Source organism: Streptomyces sp. NPDC048392 (genome assembly GCF_043200575.1).
Classification (GTDB): domain Bacteria; phylum Actinomycetota; class Actinomycetes; order Streptomycetales; family Streptomycetaceae; genus Streptomyces.
Genome location: NZ_JBICYB010000010.1, coordinates 141,878 through 166,604, shown reverse-complemented (window position 1 = coordinate 166,604; position 24,727 = coordinate 141,878). Strand labels below are relative to the sequence as shown.

Here is a 24,727-nt window from a genome sequence, read left to right as displayed (position 1 = left end):
GACGAGAAGGACGAGGCGCACCGTGGCGACGAACTGGGACGAGACCTTCGAGAAGCTGGTCAGGGCCGCACTCACCGACTACCCTCCGGCCGCTGCGCTGGGCGCCGACGTCCCCCTGCCCGCGCACGGCCTGGACTCCCTCGGCATGGTCGGCCTCTCCGCCCGGCTGGAGGACGCCTACGGCATCGAGTTCCCCGACGGAGCCCTCGTCCCGGCCAGCTTCGCCACCCCCGCCGACCTGTGGCGCGTGGTCAGCGGCTGTCTGGCGGACCGGTGACGCCCGGCAGGCCGGGCACCCGGCCGGGCGCCGCCAGAATGCTGCACGACTGGTTCGCCGACGGCCTCGCCCGCAATCCCGCAGGCCCCGCCCTGCGCATCCTCGACCGCCAGTGGACCTACACCGAGGTCGACGCGCTCGCCCGCACCTGGGCCGCCGCCGTCACCACGGCCGGTGGGGCCGGCGCACCCGTGGCCGTGCTCGCCTCCAAGACGCCCGAGGCGTACATCGGCCTGCTCGCCGCCCTCCACGCCGGCGCCCCCGCCGTGCCGCTGAACCCGGAGAACCCGGTGGCCCGCAACGCCGCCGTACTGCGGGCCGCAGGCTGCGGTGCCGTGATCGCCGCCCCGGACACGGCGGGACAGGTGGCCCGGCTCCTGGAGTCCGCGCCCGTCCATGTCGCCCTGGCCCCGGGCACCGACCGCGCCGCCCTGCCCGCGAAGCTGCCCAGTGCCGTCGGCGGCGCCCGCGTCCTGACGGCGGACGAACTGTCCGGGCCCGGTGCCTGGCGCGGGTGGCGGCCACCCGTGGGGACACCCGACGACATCGCCTACATCCTCTTCACCTCCGGCTCGACCGGCACCCCCAAGGGGGTGCCCGTCAGCCACGGCAACGTCTCGGCGTTCCTCGCCGCCTCGCTCTCCCGGTACGGGGTGCGCCCCGAGGACCGGTTCAGCCAGGTCCACGAGACCACCTTCGACCTGGCGATGTGCGACATGTTCCCGGCCTGGGCCGGCGGCGCGTGTGTGTGCGTCCTGTCCCGGCTGCAAGCCCTGGACCCGGCACGCTGGGTGCGCCGCTACGGCCTGACCGTCTGGCACAGCACCCCCAGCCTCGCGCGCGGCCTGCAACGCGCCGACCGGCTCGCCCCAGGGAGCCTCGCCGGCCTGCGCCAGTCCGTGTTCGCCGGCGAGCCCCTTCTCGTGGACACCGCGCGCTACTGGCAGCGCGCCGCCCCCGACGGCGTCCTCGACAACATCTACGGCCCCACCGAACTGACCATCGCCTGCACCGCGTACCGCTGGCACCCGGACCAGGACCTGTCCGTCCCGGAGTACGGCGCCACCGTGCCCATCGGCGACGCGAACACCGGGATGGAGTCGATGCTCCTCGCCCCGGACGGCTCGCCCGCCGACGGCACCGGCGAACTCGTCATGACCGGCCCCCAGATGTTCCGCGGCTACCTCGAACCGGCGCAGGACGCGGGCCGGTTCCTGGAGAGCGGCGGCCGGCGCTGGTACCGCACCGGGGACCAGGTGCGCGCCACCCCGCACGGCTTCGTCCACCTCGGCCGCAGGGACACCCAGGTGAAGGTCAACGGATACCGGGTGGAGGTCGGCGAGGTGGAGGCGGCCCTGCGCGACACGTCCGGTGCCGACGCCGTCGCCTTCGCGCTCGACGCGCCCGGCGGCACCCGGCTCGTCGCCTACCTGCTCGGCGACGCCGAACCCGACACCACGCACCTGGCCGAACGGCTCGCCGACCGTCTGCCGCCCTACATGCTGCCCCGCCACCTGTGGTGGCTGCCCGACGCACCACTGAACGCCCATGGGAAGACGGACCGGACCCGGCTGCGCGAGGACGCCGTCCGCCGGCTCGGACACGAGGGGGAAGCCACGCCGTGAACGACCCGATCGAGTGTCACCTCTCACTGCCGCACGACGACTTCATCATGCAGAACCACCGCATCCACCAGGTGTCGGTGATGCCGGGCGCGACCTTCCTCGACATCGTGTACCGGATCCTGCGCGCGCAGGGCCTGGACGCCGAGCGCGCGATGCTGCGGGACGTGCTCTTCGCCGAGCCCATCGCCACCGCTCCGGGACGCGACCTCGCGGTACGCGTCACCATCGGTGCCCCGGACGCCACCGGCGCCCGCCCCGTGGAGGCGGCAGGCGCGGTCATGGCACCGGGCACGGACCAGGCGGCAGCGTCCGACGACGCACCGTGGCGGCCGCACTTCTCGGCCCGCCTGGAGTTCACCGACGAACCTCCGCCCCCTCCGATCGATCCGCGCGCCCTGCTCACCCGCGCCGAGTGGAGCCGGGACATGGCCGAGCTGTACCGGCAGGCCCGGGCCGAGGGCATCGAGCACGGGCCGCCCATGACGGGCTTCGGCGAACTCCACCTCCTCGACACGGGCGGTCTGCTGGCCCACCTCGACCTGGACCCCGCCTCCCGTGACCAGGAGAGCGCCTTCCACCTGCACCCGGCGAAGCTCGACGCCGCCACCCTCGTCACCTTCGGCCACCGCCCGCCGCCCGGACCCGACCCGTTCATCCCGGTCCACATCGCGCGGTTCCGCGCTCCGCGCGCGGTGACCGGACCCTGCTGGGTCCACGTGCCGACGGCCGAGACCGTCGCCCCGTCCGGTGACGTGATGTACAACGACTGCCTCGTCTACGACGAACAGGGCCGCTTCGTCGCGGAGTTCACCAAGCTGAGCTGCAAGCGGGTACGGCACGCCGGACTCATCACCCGGCTGCTGGACGTCCCGGCCGCACCGCGGGAGCAGCCGTCCCGGCCCGCCGCCTCCGCCGCCGTGACCGGCGGCGATCCCGAGCAGCAGCTCGTCACCCATGTGCGCACGCTGATCGGCGGCCTGCTGGGCCGAGCCCCGGACGCCGTGGACCCTCACCGGGGCTTCTACGAACTCGGCCTGGACTCGGTGGCGTTGCTCGCGCTGAGTACCGAGTTGGAGAAGGCCGTGGACGGCCGCCTCTACCCGACCCTGCTCTTCGAACACCCGGACGTCGCCTCCGTCGCCCGCCACCTTGCCCAGCGGTACACCGTCACGCTGCCGGCCGAGGACCGGATCACCGTGGCACCCGGCGTGTCGGCTGACCCGGCCCCCGTGGAGCCGCCGCTGCCCTCGGCGCCGCCGTCGGCCTCCGCCCCCAGCCCCGGCCTCCACCGGCCCCGCTGGGTTCCCCTCGCCGCCACCCGCGCCCCGCGGCCCCCCGGCGATCTGCTCGTCGTCACCTCCGACCCCGCGCTGCCCGACGCGCTGCGCCACCGCGCCGCTCCCGGTCGGCGCACGGTGCACGTACTGCCCGCCCTCGCCTACGAGCGCACCGGGCGCGACACCTGGCGCATGCCCACCGGCAGCCGCGCCGACTTCGGCCGGCTGCTGGACGAACTCGCCGCCGAGGGTGCCACGCCGACCGTACTGGCGGTCTGCCCCGCCCCGGCCCCCGGTGCCGACGCCGACACCACCGACGCCTACGACGCCGTCTGGGCGCTCGCCGGCGCGCTGGCCGCCCGCCCCGCCGACGCCACCCGCGAACTCCGCTTCCTCTACAGCGCCGACCACGAGGACGCGGCCCCGCAGCACAGCGCCGTCGGTGCCCTGGCCCGGGGCATCACCGCGGAGAACCCGGCCCTGCGCTGCCGGAGCACGCTCGTCGTCGGCGCACGGGACGCGGCGGACCTCGCGGACATCCTGCTGGTGGAGGCGGCCGACGGCGGCGAGGACAGCGAGAGCCTGCACCGGCACGGCGAGCGCCACGTGCGACGTCTCACCCCGCACCTCCTCGAAGGACCGGACACGCCCGCCCTGCCCCGGGGGGCGGTCTGCCTGGTCACCGGTGGAGCGGGTGGTGTCGGCTCACTCCTCGCCGAACACCTGGCCGACACCCACGGGGCCCGCCTGGTGCTGTGCGGGACCCGGCCGCCCGACGCCACGATCACCGCCCTGCTCGACCGATGCGCCGCACGGGGCGGCGAGGCGCACTACGTACGGGCGGACGTCTCCCGACCCGAGGACGCCGAGACCGTCGCCGCCCGGTGCCAAGAGCTCTACGGCCGGATCGACGCGGTCCTGCACTGCGCCGGCCGCACCGACGACGCCCTGCACTTCCGCCGGGACCCGGCCGAGACCCGCGCCGTGCTCGCCCCCAAGCTGGCCGGCACCCTGCACCTCGACCGGGCCACCGCCGACAGCGACCCGGCCCTGTTCGTACTGTTCTCCTCGCTGTCCGCGGTCCTGCCCAACACCGGCCAGTGCGCCTACGGCTACGCCAACGCCTTCCTCGACGCCTTCGCCGGCCACCGGGCGGCCGACCCCGCCCGCACCGGACGCACCCTGTCCCTCGCCTGGCCCTACTGGGCCGAGGGCGGCATGCGCGTCGACGCCGCCGCACTCGCGCGCTCCGCCGAGTCCGGGATGCGGCCCCTGCCCACCGAGACCGCGCTCGACCTGCTGGACCGCTGCCTGGCCCGGCGGGACACCCCGGCCCGGCTGGTGGCCGTACATACCGACGCGCACGCGGCCGGACCGCTCACGACCGGACTGTTCGCCCCCGTGCCGGACCGGGCGGGCACGGGGCCCTCGGTCGCCGTGGCCGAGCACGCGCCCGCGGACGCCCCCGCCCGCGGGCGGAGCGCCCGTACGGTACCCGGACCCGTCGCGATCGTCGGTGTCGCCGGGCGCTACCCCCAGGCCGCCGACCTGGACGCCTTCTGGGCCAACCTGGCCGCCGGCCGGGACTGCGTCACCGAGGTACCGCCCGACCGCTGGGACCACGACGCCCTCTTCGACCCCGAGCCCGGCCGGCCCGGCCGCACCTACGGCCGCTGGGGCGGCTTCCTGACCGGCATGGACCGCTTCGACCCGCTGTTCTTCGGGATCTCCCGCCGCGAGGCCGAGCGCATGGACCCCCAGGAACGGCTGTTCCTGACCATCGCGTGGCAGACACTGGAGGACGCCGGCTACCCGCCGGAAGCCCTCACCGCAGAGCGGGTCGGCGTCTTCGCCGGCGTGATGTGGAACCACTTCCAGTTCGTGCCGGACCCCGACGACGACACGGCACCCGTCGCCCTCCACTCCTCCGTCGCCAACCGCGTCTCCTACGCCTTCGACTTCCGCGGCCCCAGCATCGCCGTCGACACCGCCTGCTCCTCGTCACTGACGGCGGTACAGCTCGCGGTGGAGAGCCTCCGCCGGGGCGAGAGCACCTTCGCGCTCGCCGGCGGTGTCAACCTCATGCCGCATCCGCAGAAGTACCTCCAACTCGCACGCGGACGCTGGCTGTCCCGGGACGGCCGGTGCCGCGCCTTCGGCGAGGGCGGCACCGGCTACGTGCCGGGGGAGGGGGTCGGCGCGGTACTGCTCAAGCCCCTGGACCGGGCCCTCGCCGACGGCGACCACGTCCACGCCGTCATCCGCTCCGTCCGCGTCAACCACAGCGGTCGCACCAGCGGGTTCACCGTGCCCAGCCCAGCCGCGCAAGCGGCGCTCGTGGCCGACGCCGTCCGCGAGTCCGGCGCCGACGTGCGCGCGCTCGGCTACGTCGAGGCCCACGGCACCGGCACCTCGCTCGGCGACCCGATCGAACTGGAAGGCCTGCGCACGGCGCTGGACACCTTCTCACCCGGGCCGGAGCACGTGGCCATCGGATCGGTGAAGACCAACATCGGCCATCTGGAGAGCGCGGCCGGGATCGCCGGACTCACCAAGGTGCTGCTCCAGTTCCGGCACGGCGCCCTGGCCCCCTCGCTGCACGCCGACACGCTCAACCCCCACCTCGACTTCGGGGACGGCCGGCTGGCGGTACAGCGCGCTGCCGCACCCTGGCCGCGCCCGTCCGGCGGCCGCAGGCTCGCCGGGATCAGCGCCTTCGGTGCCGGCGGCTCCAACGCCCACCTCGTGCTGGAGGAGGCGCCGGAGCTCCCGGCCCGGCCCGCACCGCGCGGCCCCCGGCTGTTCGTGCTGTCCGCCAAGGACGAGGAGGCCCTGAGGGAGCGGGCGTCCGCCCTGCTCGGCCTCCTCACCCCGGACCCGGAACGGACCGAGGGCGCCGCCACGGCGGAACCCGCGCCGGTACGGTCCCTCGTCGCCCGGCGCCTCGCGGTGCCCGAGGAGTCCCTCGGCGGTGGCGAGACCTTCGAGGACCTCGGCCTCGACCCCGCCGGCCGCCTGGCCCTGGCCCATGACCTGGCCGCGCACACCGGGAGCGAACAAGGGTCCCCGGCGGCAGAGTTCGCGGCGGCGGTGCACTCCGGGACCACGCTGGACGAGGCCGCCGGGGTCTGGGCCGACCTGGCCGCGGCGGCCCGCACGGGCGAGCACGGCCGGCCGAGGCTCGACGACCTCGCCCACACGCTCCGGGTGGGCCGCACCGCGATGCCGGTCCGGTTCGCGGTCGTCGCCGACGGCCTCCCGGACCTGTGCGCGGCCCTGGAGCGCCTGGTCAAGGGCGCCGAACCCGGTCCCCGCACCTACCGCGGGGCCGCGGCGGCCGACGTCCGCCCACCCGCACGCGTGGCGGCGGACACCGGACACACCCTGGAAGACCGTGCGCGCCGCTGGGTCACGGGCGACACCGACGACGCCGCCGGGTCCGATGCGGGTACGCGTTCCCGCCGGGTACCCCTGCCCGGCTACCCGTTCCGCGAGGAGAGCTGCTGGCCCGGCGGATGGACGGGACGGACGGCCACGGACCGGGAAGCCGCACCCGCCGTGGCGCCCGGCCCGGCGGAGGCGGAGTCCGCCCCCGCCTTTGGGGAACGCATCCCGGCCCCGGCGGAGTACACCCCGGCTTCGGCGGAGCGCAGCCCGGCCCTGGCGGAGTACACCCCGGCCCCGGCGGAGCGCACCCCGGCCCCGGCGGAGCGCACCCCGGCCGCCCCTCCTGCCCCCACCGCCTCCTCCCGCGACGACGGTGCCGAACTCGTCGTCCTGGACGGCGGGATCGGCCTGATCCGCATGAACTCACCGATGTTCACCGACCGGTTGCTGCGCGACCTGCGCGCGGCCCTCGACGCGGTCGCCGTACGCCCGGACGTCAAAGCCGTCGTCATCACCGGCTCCGACGGGGTGTTCAGCATGGGCGGCACCGCCGAGGCCCTGGAAACACTGGCCGACGGCGAGGGACGATTCACCGACCAGGCTTTCGTGTACGAGGGGTTGCTGCGCTGCGACCGGCCCGTGGTCGCCGCGATCGACGGGCACGCCTCCGGCGGCGGCCTGGCCTTCGGGCTGTACGCCGACGTGGTGCTGCTGGCCGAAGAGGGCGTCTACAGCGCCAACTTCGTCGCGTACGGTTTCACCCCCGGCATGGGGGCGACCTATGTCCTGGAACGCCGGTTCGGCTCGGCCCTCGCGGACGAGATGATGCTCACGGGCAGGTCGGTGACCGGCGCCGAACTGCACCGCCACGGTGCCATGGTGACGGTCCTGCCACGTGGTGAGGTGCTGCCGGCCGCGCTGGACCGCGCCCGCGTGCTCGCCGCCCGGCCACAGGGTGCGGTGCGCCGCCTCAAGCAGGAACTGGCCGGCCGGGTGCTGGCCCGGCTGGACGAGGTGGTCGGGCGCGAGGTCCGGATGCACGAGGAGGTGCTCGGCGCAGGGGCCCGCGACCGGGTCAGGGGCCACTTCGCCCGCGTAGAGGCGTTCCGGAGGACGCGGACCACCACGGCGAAGACGCCCGACCCCGCCCTCGCGTCCGGTGCGGTGGTGGCGCCGGTTGCGGAGTCTGCGGCCGCGTCCGGTGCGGTGGTGGCGCCGGTTGGGGATTCCGCGCCTGGGTCCGGTGCGGTGGTGGCGCCGGTTGGTGAGTCTGCCCCCGGGGCCGGTGCGGCACCGTTTCCGGAGCGTGTGTTTCCGCCCGAGCCGCCGCCGGTACCGGAGGCCGTCGCCGGGCCCACCGAGACGGAGGTGCGCGCGGACGTCGTCGCCTCCCTCGTCCAGGCCCTCTACCTGCGGCCGGAGGAGATCGACGACGAGCGGACCTTCGCCGAGATGGGGCTCGACTCGGTCGGCGCCGTCGAGGTGGTCCGCTACCTCAACGAACGGCACGGCGCCGGCCTGGAGGCCGTCGCGGTCTACGACCACCCGACCGTGCCGGCGATGACGGCGGCTCTCCTGAAAGCCTGCCACCGGACGGCGGCCCTGCACCGCGCGGCCCTCGAACCGACCGCACCGGCCGAGGCCGGCAGCCGCACCGCTGGCGTCCCGGTCGCCGCCTCCGGTGCCACAGGCGTTTCGGTCGTCGCCCCCGGTCTCACCGGCGCTCCGCACGCCGCCCCCGCTCCCACCCTCATGCCGGAACCCGCCCCGTCACCCGCTCCGGTGCCCAGGCCGGCACCCCTGTCCCCCGGTGCATCCGGACCCGCCACGTCCACCACCCCGGCCGGCATGGTCGCCCTGCGACCGGTGCCCCGCCGTGCCCCGGCCGCGACGAAGGCCGTACCCGGTGAGGAGGAGCAGAGTCCCGACCCCGACCCCGAACCGGCCGGTTCGCCGGACGGAGCGGGCATCGCCGCCGACGACATCGCGGTGATCGGCATGTCCGGCCGCTTCCCAGGCGCCGACGACCTCGACACCTTCTGGGAGAACCTGGAGGCCGGGCGCAGCGAGATCGCCGAAGTGCCCCCGGAGCGCTGGGGCGTGGACCGCTGGTACGACCCGGACCGGTCCGTCACCGACCGCACCGACAGCAAGTGGGCCGCGCTGGTCGGCGGAGCGGACGAGTTCGACCCCGGGTTCTTCCGGCTCTCGCCGCTGGAGGCGGAGGCCATGGACCCGCAGCAGCGTCTCTTCCTCCAGGAGGCCTGGAGGGCGTTGGAGGACGCCGGTCACGGCGCCGGCGGCACCGACCGGCCGACCGAACGCGGCAGCCGAGACTGCGGGGTGTTCGTGGGCTGCGGCGCCGGGGACTACGCGGACCTCCTCACGGCGGCCGGACAGGCCGACACCGGGCACGCCTTCCTCGGCTCCTCGCCGTCCGTGCTCGCCTCCCGCATCTCCTACTTCCTCGACCTGACCGGCCCCACTCTGGCCGTCGACACCGCCTGCTCCTCCTCCCTCACCGCCGTCCACCTGGCCTGCGAGAGCCTGCGCCGCGGCGAGTGCCGTACCGCCCTCGCGGGCGGCGTCGCCCTGATGTTCACCCCGCGTCTGCACATCCGCTGCAGCAATGCCGGGATGCTGTCCCCGACCGGCACCAGCGCCCCCTTCGACGCGCGGGCCGACGGCATCGTGCTGGGCGAGGGCGTCGGCGTGGTCGTACTGAAGCCGCTGGCGCAGGCGATGGCGGACGGCGACCACATCCACGGCGTCATCAAGGCCACCGGCGTGAACGGCGACGGCCGGACCAACGGCATGACCGCGCCCAGCGCCGCCGCCCAGACCGAGCTTCTGCGCCGCGTCCACCGCGCGGCCGGCGTCACCGGTGCGGACATCGGGTACGTCGAGGCCCACGGCACCGGCACCTCGCTCGGCGATCCGATCGAGGTGAAGGCACTCCAGGACGCGTTCCGCAACGACGGCAACGACGGCACCGCCCCCGCCGCACCGACCGTGCTCGGCTCGGTGAAGGCCAACATCGGGCACACCACCATGGCCGCCGGCATCGCGGGCCTGCTGAAGGTCCTGCTGGCGCTGCGGCACCGCCGGATCCCCCCGACCCCGCACTTCAGCGAGGCCAACCCCGAGATCGACCTCTCCAGGGGGCCTTTCCGCGTGCTCACCAGCGCCGACACCTGGCACCCCGGCCCCCGCGGCACCCGGGTCGCCACGCTCAGCAGCTTCGGATTCAGCGGTACCAACGCGCACGCCGTCATCGCCGAGGCGCCACCCCGTCAACCCGCCCACGCCGAGACCGGCCGGGCCCATCTGATCCCGGTCTCGGCACGTGACCACAACGCGCTGGCACGGGCCCTCACCCAACTCGCCGACGCCCTCGACACAGAGGACGCGCCCGCCCTCGCCGACGTCGCTCTCACCCTCGGCACCGGCCGCACCCACTTCCCGCTGCGTGCCGCGCTGGTCGTCCGGGACCGGGCCGAACTCGTCCGGGCGCTCCGCGCCGCCGCCGCACGCCGCGAGGCGCCTCACGTGCACGCACCGGTGACCGGTGAGCCCGGACTCCGGAGCCTCGCCGAGACGTACGCGCACGGCGGGACCGTCGACTGGGCGGCCCTGCACCCGGGCGGCGGCGCACGCCGGGTGCCGCTGCCCACCTACCCCTTCGCCCGGGACCGGCACTGGGTGTCCGCCGCCCGGCCGGACACCGGCACAGCCCGCCGATCCGAGGACGCGCCCGGCACACTGACCCAGGCTCTCGACCCGCGCGACCGGGTCGTGGCCGACCACCGGCTCGCCGGGCGCCCCGTGCTGCCCGGGGCCGCCGGCCTCTCGCTCGCGGTACGCGCCGCGGCCCGGCACGGAATCACCGGGGCCGTGCGCGTCTCCCAGGTGCAGTGGCTGCGCCCGGTGGAGGCGGGCGCAGCCGGGGGCGTCCGGGTCACCACGAAGGAGCACCCGGCGGGCGGACTGACCTTCGAGCTGACGGCCGGCGACGGCGGACAGGCCCCGTGCACCCGGGGCCGCGTGCGGCCGCTCACCGGCGATGACGGACCGGAGGGCCCGCTCCCGGTCGGGGAGGTGCGCGACCGCTGCCCTTCCTGGCATCCGGGGGAGGACCTGTACGCCGCCTTCGCTTCCGGGGGCCTCGTCTACGGGTCCGCCTACCAGGTGCTGGAGGGCGTCTGGGCGGGTACCGACGAGGCGCTCGGCGTGCTGCGCGCCCCGCACACACCGGTGGGCGAGGAGACGTCCTGGCCGCTCGATCCGGCTGTCCTGGACGCGGCCCTCCAGACGCTCACCGTGCTGGTCCGCGACACCGGCGGCGCCCCTCTCGTCCCCTTCGCCCTGCGGGCGCTGGAGGTGCGGGCCCCGCTGCCCGCCCGGGGTTACGCGCACGCGGTACGGGACGGCGCCACGTTCACGGTACGGGTGACGGACCCCGAGGGCCGCGTGTGCGCGTCCTTCGTGGGAGTGGCGCTGCGCCCGCTGCCGGTGGCGGACGACGAGCGTGATCCGGCGCCCGAACGACCCGAGACCGTGGTCCTCGTCCCGCGACTGAGGGAGGCCGGCGCCCTGAACCGGGCGACGTCCCCGGACGGGGGAAGGATTTGGGTGTTCCACACGCCCGCCGCCCGGCCCCTCGCCGAGGCCCTCGCGGGCGCGGGGCAGCCGGTGACCGCCGTCGCCCTCCCGGCCGCCGACGACACCGCCTCCTTCGAGGTGCCCGACGGTGTGCCCGACACGGTCTACTGGCTCGCCCTGCACGACCCAGCCGAACCGGTGCCCGTACAGGGCCCGGACCCGGCGACCCTCGGCCTGTTCCGGCTGCTGAGGACACTGCTCGCCCGCGGCGCCGGCAGCCGGCGCCTCGCCCTGAAGGTGGCACTGTGCGGTGCGGTCGCCGACGAGGAGCGGGGCCCCCTCCAGCCGCACAGCGCCGGTCTGATCGGCCTCACACGGTCGGCCGCCGCCGAGTACCCCAAGTGGCGCGCGGGCTGCGTCGACCTGCCCCCGGAACGGTCATCACCGGGCGAGTGGGCGGACCTCCTGCTGACCGAACCCTGCGCGGAACCCCTCGTCGTCCTGCGCGGCGCCCGCCGACTGGTGCGCGGTCTGGCCCCGGTGCCGGCACCGCACCCGGTCGGCGCGGGGGAGCCGTTCCGCGAAAACGGCGCGTACGTCGTGATCGGCGGCACGGGCGGTATCGGCACGGCGCTCGCCCGGCACCTGGCCGGGGCCCACCGTGCGCGGCTGGTGCTGGTCGGCCGCCGCCGGCAGGACGACTCCGTGCGGGCGCTGCTCGCCGAACTCGACGCGCTGGGCGGGCAAGCCGACTACGTGCGCGGCGACGTGGCCGATCCGGCCGACGCGCGGCGGATCGTCGCAGAGGCACGGGAGCGGGCGGGCCGTGTCGACGGTGTCTTCCACAGTGCGCTGGTGCTGCGCGACCGCACGCTCGCCGCCATGGACGAGGACGCCTTCCTGGACGCCCTGGCGGCGAAGACGAGCGGCCTCACGGCGCTGGCCGCCGCTCTCGAGGACGAGCCGCCCGGCTTCCTGGTCTGCTTCTCCTCGGCGATCTCCTTCACCGACGCACCGGGACAGGCCAACTACGCGGCGGCCAGCACCTTCGAGGACGCCTTCACCGGGTACCTGCGCGAGCGGTCCTTCCCCGCCTCCGTGGTCAACTGGGGCTTCTGGGGCAGCGTCGGCGTGGTCGCGCAGGAGCGACGCGTCGAGCGGTTCGCCGAGCTGGGCATCGGCTCGCTGGAGCCCGCCGAGGGAATCGACGCGCTCACGCGCGTCCTCGGCGCGGGTCTGGCCCAGGCGGTGGTCGTCAAGGGCGCCCGGCGGGGGCTCGCCCTCCTCGGCGCCGAACCGGACGACACCACCGACCCCCTGGCGCGGGCCCGTGCGGGGTTCGCCGATCTGGAGCGGGTCGCGGCGAGCGTCCTGCGTGCACGGCTGCCCGGAGCGGACGGCGCTCCCGACGCCGTCCTGGCGCGGTGGAACGGCCGGCACCCCGAGGGCAGCGCCGGTGAGCGGCTGCTCCGGGCCGTTGCGGACCTGCTGCGGCGATCCGGACCCGAGAGCCTTACCGCCCAGGAGTTCATCGCCCGCCATCCGGCCATGCGCCCCCACCTCACCCTGCTGCGACGCTGCGCCGAAGCCCTGCCCGACGTGCTCGACGGCTCCCGGCCGCCCACGGACGTGCTCTTCCCGGACGGATCCGTGGACCTGGTCGAGTCCGTCTACCGGGGCCAGCCGTTGTCCGACCACCACCACCGGCTCATGGCGGCGGAGACCGTGGCCGCCCTGGGGCGCCACCGGCGGGCCGACGGTGCCCGTCGTCCGTTGCAAATCCTGGAGATCGGCGCGGGCACGGGCGCCGGGACGACGTTCGTCCTCGACGCCCTCGAGGAGGCCCTGCGCGGCACGGGCGGCGCCCCGCCGATGTCGTACACCTACACGGACGTCTCGCCCGCCTTCCTCGCGCACGGCGAGCGGGAGTTCGGGCCCGGCCGGCCCTACCTGTCCTTCCGGACCCTCGACATCGAACGCCCGCCCACAGCGCAGGACTTCACCCCGCACGGCTACGACCTGGTCCTCGCCACCAACGTGCTGCACGCCACGGCCGACATCGGGCGGACTCTGGCACATGTACGCGAACTGGTGGCACCCGGTGGCACCCTGCTGGTCAACGAGGTCACACGGGCCTCCGACTTCCTCACCCTCACCTTCGGACTGACGCCCGGTTGGTGGGCGTTCCGGGACGCGGAACGCAGGCTCCCGCACACACCCCTGCTGGGGCCGGACCAGTGGCAGCGGTCGCTGGCCGCGAACGGATTCGGAAAGGTCCGGACACTGGGCGCGCCCGGCACCCCCGTCGAGCACCTGGGGCAGTGCGTGTTCGTGGCGAGGACGGCGCCCGAGCCCGTCGTACCCGCCGGCGCACCCGACGACGCCGAGGTCCGCGCCTATGTGCGCGACGTCTTCGCCGAGGTGCTGAAGTTCGACCCCGGCGCGCTCGCCGACGAGGTCACCTTCGAGAACTACGGGGTCGACTCACTGGTCAGCCTGCGCATCACCAGCCGCTTCGAGGAGGATTTCGGGGAACTCCCCGCGACGCTGCTCTTCGAGAGGCTGACGATCGCGCAGCTGGCCGACTACTTCACCGGCGAACACGGCGTGACCGCCGCCGAGTTGCTCACCCTCCGAACGGCACGCGCCGGGACGGTGACCGAGGCACCGGTGACCGAGGTGTCGGCGGCCGACACACCGGCGACTGTCGCACGGGCGGCCGTCGCACCGACGACCGGCACACCGGCGGCTGTCGCACGGGCGGCCGTCGCACCGGTCGCCGAGACACCACGACCGGCCCCCGCACCGCCGCCGGTCCCGGCCGCGCCCGCGGACATCGCCGTGATCGGGGTGAGCGGTCGATACCCGGGCGCGCCCGATCTGGACACGTTCTGGCGCAACATGGCCTCCGGTACCGCGTCCTTCACCGAGGTGCCGGCCGAACGCTGGGACTGGCGGCCGACGTTCGACGCCCGGCGTGGTACACCTCAGCACACGTACAGTCGTTGGGGCGCCTTCCTGGACGGCATCGACCGGTTCGAACCCGCCTTCTTCGGCATCCTGGGCCGCGACGCCGCACACATCGACCCGCAGGAACGGCTGTTCCTGGAGACCGCCTGGAACCTGCTGGAGGAGAACGGTCACCTCGGCCCGGACACCCACGAGCCGGACACCGGTGTCTTCGTCGGGGTCATGTACGGCACCTACGGACAGCTCGCGGCCACCGGCTGGCCCCGGGGCCGGCTGTCCGGCGCGCACTCGGCGCACTGGTCGGTCGCCAACCGGGTGTCGTACTTCTTCGACTTCCAGGGCCCCAGTCTCTCCGTGGACAGCGCCTGCTCGTCCTCGCTCACCGCCGTTCACCTGGCCTGCGAGAGCCTGCGGCGAGGTGAGTGCCGTACCGCCGTGGCGGGCGGGGTGAACCTGATCCTGCACCCGGCCCACCATGTGTCGCTGAGCGCTCTCAACATGCTGTCCGCCGACGGCAGGTGCAAGGTGTTCGACGCCGACGCCGACGGATTCGTGCCCGGCGAGGGCGTCGGCGCCGTCCTGCTCAAACCGCTCGACCGCGCCGTCGCCGACGGCGACCGGATCTGGGCGGTGATCAAGGGCGGGGCCATGAACGCCGGGGGCAGGACCGGCGGCTACACCGTGCCCAACCCCAACGCGCAGGCCGCCCTCGTCCGCCGCGTCCTGGAGGGCACCGGCGTGCCGCCCGAGACCGTGTCGTACGTCGAGTGCCACGGCACCGGCACCGCCCTCGGCGACCCGATCGAGATCGCGGCACTCGGCAAGGCGCTCGGCGGAACCCACCGCCCGGCTCCCTGCGCGGTGGGCTCGGTCAAGTCCAACATCGGGCACCTCGAAGGCGCGGCGGGCATCGCCGGACTGACCAAGCTGCTGCTCCAGCTGCGGCACCGCCGGCTCGCGCCCTGCGCCAACCTCACCGCGCTCAACTCCAGGATCGACTTCGACACCGCGGCACTGGAACCGGTCCGGACGCTCACCGACTGGCCCGCGGCGCCCGACGGAACTCCCCGCCGGGCCGGCGTCAGTTCCTTCGGCGCGGGCGGGGCCAACACCCATCTGATCCTGGAGGAGTGGGTCCAGCCGGACGGGCCCGCCCCGGGGAGCCCCGGTCCACAGGTCTTCCTGCTGTCCGCGCGCTCCACCGAGCGCCTCCGGGTCTACGCCCGCCGCGTGGCCGACCACCTCGCCGGTCCCGACGGCACCGGGACCTCCCTCGCCGCGCTCGCCCGGACCAGCCAGACCGGCCGCCGCCACTTCCCGGAACGGCTGGCGGTGGTCTGCGCCGACACCGACCGGCTCGCCGTCCTGCTGCGCTCCTACGCCGAGACCGGCCGCGCCGAGATCCCCGGCCTCGTCCTCGGCAGGGCCGCCCCCGGTCAGGGAGACCGGCGCTACGCACTCGACTCCGCCCTGCTGCGCGACGCCCGCGGCACCGATCCGGCGCCGACCCTCGCCCTGCTCGGCGGTCGCTGGGCCAGCGGCGACGACGTCGACTGGGCCGCGCTGTGGGAGGGGAGCACGGTACCGCGGGTGCCGTATCCGACGTATCCCTTCGACCGGACGCGGCACTGGCTGGACACGGGGGTGGAGGACCCGACCATGGGAGACCGCACGACGCCGCCTGAGGCTCACGAAGTGGCCGGTACGCCGCGCCCCCTGCCTCAGGAGGGCGGGTCCGGCGCTCTGTACCGCCTCGTTCCCACCCTGGAACCGTGCCCGCCGGCCGCGTCCGCGCCGGCCGACCCGCCTCGCCGGGTCCTGCTGCTCGGGCCGGACTCCCCGGTGCGCCGCGCCCTGGCCGAGGAGTTCGCCCGCAGGGGCACCGACTGCCTCCCGGTGCGCGCGGGCGAACCCGGCGCGGACGGCACCGTGCCGGCCACCCCCGACGACCTGCGCCGGTTCGTGCACGGGCTCGCCGAACGCGACCTGCTGCCCGACACGCTCGTACTGGCCTGCCCACCGGCGGCCGGACCACCCGGTCCTGACACCCTCGCCGACGACCTCGACGGCGGGCCCCACCTGCTCCTGTGGACGGCGGCGGCCCTGCTCGCCCGCGACCGGCGGGTGCGGCTGCGTACGGCCGTGGCACACGGGCCCGCCGGGCGGCAACCGCAGTACTCCGCCACCGGCGCCCTGCTCAAGTCGCTCGCGCTGGAGCACAGCGGCTGCACCGCGGTGACCCTCGGCTTCGATACGTACGAGAGCGCGGTGGCCGACGGCGCCACGGCGGCCCGGTTCGCGAAAGCCGTCGCCGACGAACTGGAGCAGTCGGGCAGCGGCGTCACCGAAGTCGTCCACGACCGCGACGGGCGGCGGCACCTCCGCAAGCTCACCGAGCGGCCCGTACCGCCGGGGCCCGCGGACGCGCCGCTGCCGGTCCGCGCCGGCGGCACCTACCTCGTCACCGGCGGCGCGGGCGCCCTCGGCCGGATCATCGGCGGGTTCCTCGCCGACGCCGAGCCCGTCAACCTGGTTCTCGCCGGGCGCTCACCGCTCGACGACGAGATCGAGCGGCGCACGGCGGAGCTGTGGCGCGGCGGCAGCACCGTCTGGTACCGGTGCACCGACCTCTCCTCGGTGACGGACGTCGCCGGCCTGATCGACGACATCCGCACCCGTTACGGCGCGCTGAACGGCATCGTGCACGCGGCCGGAGTGCACCGCGACGCCCGCGCCGTACTCAAGACCGCCGCCGAGACGGCCGAGGTGCTCGGTCCCAAGGTGGCCGGCACGGTACTGCTGGACCACGCCACCCGCGACGAGGAACTCGACTTCTACGTCCTGTGCGCCTCCCTGGTGGGGGAGACCGGCAACCTCGGGCAGACCGACTACGCCTACGCCAACGCCTTCCAGCTGGACTTCGCCGAGGGCCGGGAGCGGCTGCGCGCACGCGGCGAGCGCTCGGGGCGCACCGTGGCGATCGGGTGGCCCCTGTGGGAGGACGGCGGCATGGACGTCGACGATGCCACCCGCAGGCTCTTCGCCCAGCTCTGGTCGATGGCTCCGTTGCGCACGGACACCGGACTCGCGGTCTTCCGCGCCGCCCTGACCGGCACCGGGACGCGGTGGCTGCCCGTGGAACGGCTGCCCGTGGAACGGCTGCCCGTGGAGCGGACCCCGTCGCCGGCCACGCCCACGACGGCTCCGGCCGTGCCGTTCGCCGGGCGCGAGGAGGAGGCACGTACGGACACCACGAGCGGCGCCCGAACCCCGGACCCCGAGGCCCTGAGCGAGTCGGTGAGGTGTCGACTGCGCGCCTTCACGGCGGAGTTCCTGCTGGTCGACCCGGACGAGGTGGACACCGCCGCCGAACTGATGGACCTCGGCTTCGACTCGATCTCGCTGAGCGAGCTGATCGTCCGCGTCAACGACCACTACGGACTGGAACTGCTGCCGACCGTCCTGTTCGAACACCCCACGCTGGACGACGTGGCCGCCCATCTGAGCCGTGAGCACCCGGTGGAGGTGGGCGCGGCGGACCCGGCACCGGCGGCGGACCCGGCACCGGCGGCGGGGCAGGGGCCGGCACCGGCGGCGGGGCAGGGGCCGGCGGCGGGGCAGGCACCGGCGGCGCCCACGGCGCCTCGGGACGCGGCGACCGGCCGGGACCCGGAGCCCGTCGCCCCGGTGCCGTCCTCGCCGTCGGGTCCCACGCGCCCTCGCCGGGACGTGGCCGTGATCGGTATGGCGGGGCGGCTTCCGGGGTCGCCGGACCTGGACGCCTTCTGGCGGCATCTGAGTGACGGGGACGACCTGGTCGGGCCCGTGCCCGCGGACCGCGCCGACCTGCTGGCGGACCCCGCCACGGCAGGCCTGCGCGGCGGGTTCCTCACGGACGTGGCCGACTTCGACGCCGCGTACTTCCGGATATCCCCGGCCGAGGCCCGGCTGATGGACCCCCAGCACCGGCTGTTCCTGGAGACGGTCTGGCGCACCTTCGAGGACGCCGGATACCGGCCGGAGAGCCGCGCGGGCACCTCGACCGGCGTCTTCGTGGGCATGGCCACGTCGGACTACGGCGAGCTGATCGCCCGGTCCGGCGCGGACCCCGAGGCTCACATGGCCACCGGAGTCGCCCGCTCCCTGGTCGCCAACCGCGTCTCCCACCTGCTGGACCTGCGCGGCCCCAGCGAGACCGTCGACACGGCCTGCTCCAGCTCCCTGGTCGCCCTGCACCGCGCGGTCGGTGCCGTGGCCGGCGGCGAGTGCGACGAGGCGATCGCGGGCGGCGTCAGCCTGGCGCTGAGCCCGGGTCTGTTCCGGGTGTTCGACCAGTCCGGCATGCTCAGCCCCGCCGGACGGTGCCGCACCTTCGACAAGGACGCCGACGGGTACGTCCGCGGGGAGGGGGTCGGCGCGGTGCTGCTGAAGCCGCTGGAGCGGGCCGAGGCCGACGGCGACCGGATCCTCGCCGTCGTCCGGGGCAGCGCCGTCAACCACTGCGGCCGATCGCCCTCGCTGACCGCTCCCAACCCGCGTGCCCAGGCCGACGTCGTGGTCCGCGCCCACCGTGTCGCCGGCGTCTCCCCGGCCACCGTCTCCTACATCGAGACCCACGGCACCGGCACCCGGCTCGGCGACCCGATCGAGGCCGAGGGACTCAAGGACGCCTTCACCCGCCTGTACGGAGACGCGGGTGAACCCGTGCCCGCCGAGCCGCACATCACCCTCGGCTCGGTGAAGACCAACATCGGCCACCTGGAGGCGGCGGCCGGGGTCGCCGGGCTGCTCAAGGTACTGCTGGCCCTGCGGCACCGCACTCTCCCCGCCCATCTGCACCTGCGCGAGGCGAACCCCTACCTCCGGCTGGACGGCACCCCGTTCCGCGTCGGCACCACGACCACCCCGTGGGAGGGCACCAAGGACGAGCACGGGCGTCCCTCCTGGCGCGCGGGGATCAGCTCGTTCGGCTTCGGCGGCACCAACGCCCATGTCGTCCTGGAGGCCTGGGCCCCGCCCGACGACGCACCCCGGCCGGCCGCACGCGCCCACGCGTTGCCGAGGGCCGAGTTCCAGCCGCGCCGCCACTGGTTCACCGCCCCGACCACCCCCCGGCCAGCGAAGACGGAGTCCCCCGTGTCGCACCCCGACCAGGCAGCCCCGACCACACATCCGCGGCCGGACACGCCCCCCGCACCGACCACACGCCCCAGGGTCCGGCTGCAACCCCTCGGCGCGACCGCACCAGCCGTCCCCCAGAAAGCCGTCCCCGGGGAAGCCGTCCCGGGGGCAGCCGCCCCGGAGGGAGCCGTCCCCGGGGAAGCCGTCCCGGGGGCAGCCGCCCCGGAGGGAGCCGTCCCCGGGGAAGCCGTCCCGGGGGCAGCCGCCCCGGAGGGAGCCGTCCCCGGGGAAGCCGTCCCGGGGACAGCCGCCCCGGAGGAAGCCGCCCCCGCCCGGCCGACCACGCAGGCCCGCACCAAGACCGCGGCTGCCGCGGACACCGCGCCCCCGGCAGCGCACTCGGCCGGTGACACCGGACCCTCCGCGGCGGAGATCCGCGCCACCGTACGCGGCCTGGTCGCCGACGTCCTCGGCCTGTCCGCCTCCGACCTCGCGCACGACACGCCCTTCGCCGACCTCGGCCTGGACTCCATCTTCCGCATGGACGTGGCCCGTGCCCTGAACGACGAGCACGGTCTCGACCTCCAGGGCGCCGAGCTGTACGAGCACGACACCGTCGCCGCGCTCGCGGACCACGTGCTGACGGCCATCGGAACGGGCACGACCCGGCCGGCACCACGCGAGATCCCGCCGTCGCCCACCCCGGACGGCCGGGCGGACGAGGCGAGGGAGGAGACACCGGCCGGCCGCGACGACGCCCGCGACGCCCTGCGCCGTGTGCTGGAACAGGTCCTCGGCCGGCCCATCGAGCCGACGGTCACCTTCGAGGACAACGGCTTCACTTCCTTCGACATGCTCCGCTGTGTCAGCGCCCTGGAGAACGGCCTCGGCGCCCTGCCCAAGGCCCTGCTCTTCGAGAGGCCCACACTCGACCGGCTCACCGACTTCCTCTCCGAGACACACGGCGAGCCGACCGTCGCGCGCATCCGGCCGCCGGCCCAGCGGAACACCACGGCCCAGGCACACACGCCCGGCCCTGCCACCCGGGTCAGGATCCTCACCCGGACCGATGCCGCCGCGGACCCAGAACTCGGACCGGTCGTAGCCGAGTTGGAACGACGGCACGGCAGGGAGAGCGGGCTCGGCGGCCGTGACATCGCCCCGCACCTCTTCGTCGGCGCCGAACGCCGGGGATTCTTCGCGCTGTCGCAGCAGGACCGGGCCATGCTCGTGTGGAACTACACCGGCCCCGAGGACCACTTCGCCGAGCTGGCCGCCGAATACTTCGACCACGCACGGCGCACCGGCCTGCGCCCCAACCTGCTGTCCCTGGTCCGGCTGGCGGAGGTGGGCGGGAACCCTGTCACCGCGACCCCCTTCGGGGCGCTCCAGCGCATCGAGGACCTCGGCTCCTTCAAGCTGTCCGGCGGCCGGATGAGCCGGCTGCGGTACATGGTCAAGCGGTTCGAGAAGGCCGGTGTCTGCCGTACGGCCGAGTACCGCAGCGGCGACGACCCGGCCGTGGACGCGGAACTGGCCGCTCTCGCGGACGGCTGGGCGGCGACCAAGCAGATGGTCAACCCCTATGTGCGGCGGGTGCGGGAGGAACTGGCCGGCGGCACACTCGACGAGCGTCACCGGCTGTTCCTGACGTACCTGGACGACGCCCTGGTGAACGCCGTCGTGATCACGCGGATCCCGTCCGAGAACGGCTACCTCCTCGACGTCGAGTTCTACTCCGGCCGCATGCCGCTCGGCGGACTGGAGTTCGCTCTCGTGCGGATCCTGGAGCTGCTGCGCGAGGAGGGCCGCGAGGTCTTCAGCTTCGGCGCCAGTTTCGGCGGCGAGCCGGGCACCTCGCCCAACGCGTCCGAGACCGCCGTACGCGCCCTGGCCGAACTCCGCGACGCCGGCATCTTCGGCGGCGGCAACTACCAGTTCAAGAACAAGTTCCGTCCCGAGAACCGGACCCTGTACCTGGTGCAGCCCGAGGGCGACGGGGCCAGCGAGGTCAGCGACGTCATCCTGATGATCGCGGATCCGGCGACGCCCACGACCGGCGTCACCCCCGCACCGCGGGAGCCCGCCCCCGACCGGGCGCCGCGCCTGGCCCGGCTGGCCGCGCACGGCCACAACCCCGTCCGGCTTCCGCACCTGGCCGTCGACCTGGACCTGATCACGGACTCCTGGGCGGACCGCGCCGATCCCTGGCAGCGTGAGCGGACACGGGCCCTGAGCGAACTGGCCGACGCCGCCGGGGTCACGGGGGAGGAGCCGCCGGCCGTGCCCTGGCTGCCGTTCGCCCACCGGTTCTTCGCGGCGTCCGGCCGCACGGCTGAGGAGCGGCTGTGCCGGGCCTGGCCGGGGCCGCGCGGCCGGGTCCTGCACGCCTCCGCCTTCCCGACCTGGCTCGGCGCGCTGACGGAGCACGGCTTCGACCCCTCGGTCGCGCTGCCCGTCGTGGGTGAGGGCCCCTTCGCGGCGGACCTCCGACTCACGGCGCTGGAGGACGCGCTGGAACGGTACGCCGGGGAAGTGTCCTTCGTCCTCGTGGAGACGGCCACCAACGCCCACGGCGGCGCCCCGCTCTCCCTGGAGAACCTGCGCGGCGTCGCGGAGCGCACGCGGGCCCGCGGTGTGCCGCTGCTGGTGGACGCCACCCGGCTGCTGGACAACGCGCTGCTGGTCTCCGGCGCCGACCCGAGCCGGCCGGCCCGGGACCCGTGGGCCGTGGCCCGCGAGATGCTGGGCCTCGCCCAGACGGTGACGTTCAGTCTGTCCAAGGACTTCGGGGTCGACGGCGGAGGCCTGATCGCCACCGGCGACGAGCAGCTGGCCGAGCGGCTCACCGAGCGGATGCTGGAACGCGGCCGGGAACCGGGTCTGTCCGCGCGCCGACTGCTGTCCGCCGCCCTGCTGGGCCAGGAGGCCACGACGAGACTGGTGACCGAGCGGGTGGCGAACGTGGCCGCGTTCCGGCAGCGCCTGGAGCTGGGAGGGGTGCCGCTGGTACCCGGCCCCTCCGCGCACTGCGTACTGCTCGACATCGACAAGGCCGCCGCCGGCAGCACCCTCCGTCATCCTGTCGCCTCCTACCTCGCCGGCATCTACGCGGCCACCGGCGTACGCGGCGGCCCCCACCTCGCCACCGGCACCCGCCTCGCCGACGGCTCCGCACCCGTGAAACGGGACCTGATCCGGCTCGCCGTACCGCTGGGCATGGACCGCGAGACGCTGGAGCGGGCCGCCGACCGGCTCGCCGCGCTGGTCGCCGCCCCGACGCCGGTACCGGACCTCACGGAGGTCCCCGGTACCCCCGGGCCCGCCGCACTGCGCTCCTACCACCCCACGGACGCCCTGCCCGCCGACATCCGCGAGGCCTTCGAGGAGGACCCCGCGCCCTCCGCCCCGGCGTCCGGGAACTACGACGTGCTCAAGGAGCGGGCCCCCGACGCGCGGCGGCACCTGCTGCCGGTGACGGGCGGCACGGTGGAGGTGTTCGACTGCGGCAGCGGCCCGGCCGTACTCATGCTGCCGCCGTTCAACATCGGCGGCGGTGTCTTCGCCGACCAGGTCGCCGGCCTGTCGGACCGCCACCGGGTGCTCGTCGTCCACCACCCCGGCGTGGGCGCCACCACCAGCGCGGACGACATCTCGCTGCCCGGCATCGCCGACCTGTACGCCGACGTCCTGGACCGGCTCGGCGTGACCGGCCGGGTGCACGTGGTGGGCACCTCCTTCGGCGGTCTCCTCGCGCAGAGCTTCGTCCTCGCCCATCCCGGCCGCGCCGCGTCGCTGGCGCTGGTGTGCAGCTCGTACCGCTACGCCAACCGGGCGGGCGAGGTGAACCGCCTGGAGGACCTGGTCGCCGAGGACCTGGACCGGATCGTCGCCGCCGGAGCCGAGGACGTGGCGCTGCACCGGGCCGAGTACACGGCACGGCTGCTGCGCTGCGAGAGCATGGCCCCGCACATCGGGCTGCGCTACCTGGACGTCTTCGCCCAGCAGCCCGACCTGCTGGGGCGGCTCGCCGACATCGCCGTACCCACCCTCATCGTGGCCGGCGGTGTGGACGCCGTCGTACCGCGCAAGACCTCGCACCTGATGCACGGCGCCATCCCCGACGCCCGTTACCACGAACTGCCGCTGGCCGGGCACTTCCCGACCGTCACCGACCCCGACGGGGTGACCGCCGCCCTGGCCGCCTTCCTCGCCGAAGCCGGGGAGGCGCGATGACCGGCTACGGCATCGAGGCCCTCGACGTGTACGCGGGCAGCGCGGCCGTCAGCGCCCGCGCGGTGTTCGACGGGCGCGGCCTCGACCCGCGCCGCTTCGACAACGTCGCCTCCGACCGGCGCGCGGTGGCGCTGCCCTTCGAGGATCCCGTCACCCACGCCGTCAACGCAGCGCGTCCCCTGCTGGACCGGATGCCGCCGGCCGACCGCGACCGGATCGAACTCCTCGTCACCACCAGCGAATCCGGCATCGACTACAGCAAATCCATCGCCTCCTATGCGCACGAACACCTCGGTCTGCCGCCGACCTGCCGCATGCTGGAGATGAAGCAGGCCTGCTACGCGGCCACCGCCGCGCTGCAACTCGCCGTCGGCTACCTGGCTGCCGGACTCTCGCCCGGCGCGAAGGTGCTCATCGTCTCCACCGACATGTCCCTCGCCGACGAGCGAGCCCAGTACGCCGAGCCGGTCACCGGCACCGGAGCCGTGGCGCTGCTGGTCGGCGCCCGGCCCCGGGTCCTCCGCGCCGACCTGGGCGCGTTCGGCGTGCACGGCTTCGAGACCATGGACTCCGCCCGGCCCGGCCCCGACCTCGACATCGCGGACGCCGACCGGTCGCTCATGGCCTACCTGGAGTGCTTCTCGCGCAGCTTCGCCGACTACCGCTCCCGCGTGGAGGGCGCCGACTTCGCGACCACCTTCGACCTGCTCGCCCTGCACACCCCGTTCTCCGGTATGGTCCGGGCCGCGCACCGCAGGCTGATGCGCGAGCTGTACCGCAGCTCCGCCGACGCCGTGGCCGAGGACTTCGAACGCCGGGTCGCGCCCTCCCTGATCCACCCGGGCCAGACCGGCAACCTGTTCTCCGGCTCGCTCTACCTGGCACTGGCCAGCGCGCTCGACCACGCCCGGCTCGACGGGCCCGCCCGCATCGGGCTGTTCTCCTACGGTTCCGGCTGCTCCTCGGAGTTCTTCAGCGGCGTCGTCGGCCCCGAGTCGGCCGCCGCAGTCGCCGAGGCACGCATCGGCCCCCGGCTGCGGGCCCGAGCCGACCTCGACTTCGCCGAGTACACCGCGCTGCTCGCCGAGAACACCGCCTGCCTGCGCCCCGTTCCGCACCGCGACATCGATCCCGGCCGCTACGACGCCGTGCTGCGCCGGGCCGTGGACCGCCCCGAGCTGCTCGCCCTGACCGGCGTGCGTGACCACCACCGCCAGTACGCATGGATCTGA

The 24,727-nt window shown here is 74.9% G+C and carries 4 protein-coding genes; all 4 read left to right on the top strand.

Annotation, left to right across the window (positions count from 1 at the left end; all coding sequences use genetic code 11):
* The first annotated feature begins 22 nt into the window (after positions 1-22).
* Genes ACGFYH_RS16770 through ACGFYH_RS16755 form a run of 4 tightly spaced genes read left to right on the top strand, consistent with a single transcriptional unit; the run spans position 23 to position 24,727 of the window.
* A complete protein-coding gene (locus ACGFYH_RS16770; RefSeq protein ID WP_393803861.1) occupies positions 23-277 on the top strand; it encodes an acyl carrier protein in 255 nt (84 codons plus the stop codon).
* Between the two features lie 38 nt (positions 278-315).
* Positions 316-1,902 carry an AMP-binding protein gene (locus ACGFYH_RS16765; RefSeq protein ID WP_393803860.1) on the top strand — a complete coding sequence of 529 codons (1,587 nt, stop codon included), beginning with the start codon at positions 316-318 and terminating at the stop codon, positions 1,900-1,902.
* Complete coding sequence (locus ACGFYH_RS16760) at positions 1,899-23,495, top strand: SDR family NAD(P)-dependent oxidoreductase (protein ID WP_393803859.1); 21,597 nt, start codon at positions 1,899-1,901, stop codon at positions 23,493-23,495. Before ACGFYH_RS16765 ends, ACGFYH_RS16760 begins: the two co-directional genes overlap by 4 nt.
* Positions 23,492-24,727 carry a hydroxymethylglutaryl-CoA synthase family protein gene (locus ACGFYH_RS16755; protein WP_393803858.1) on the top strand — a complete coding sequence of 412 codons (1,236 nt, stop codon included), beginning with the start codon at positions 23,492-23,494 and terminating at the stop codon, positions 24,725-24,727. Before ACGFYH_RS16760 ends, ACGFYH_RS16755 begins: the two co-directional genes overlap by 4 nt.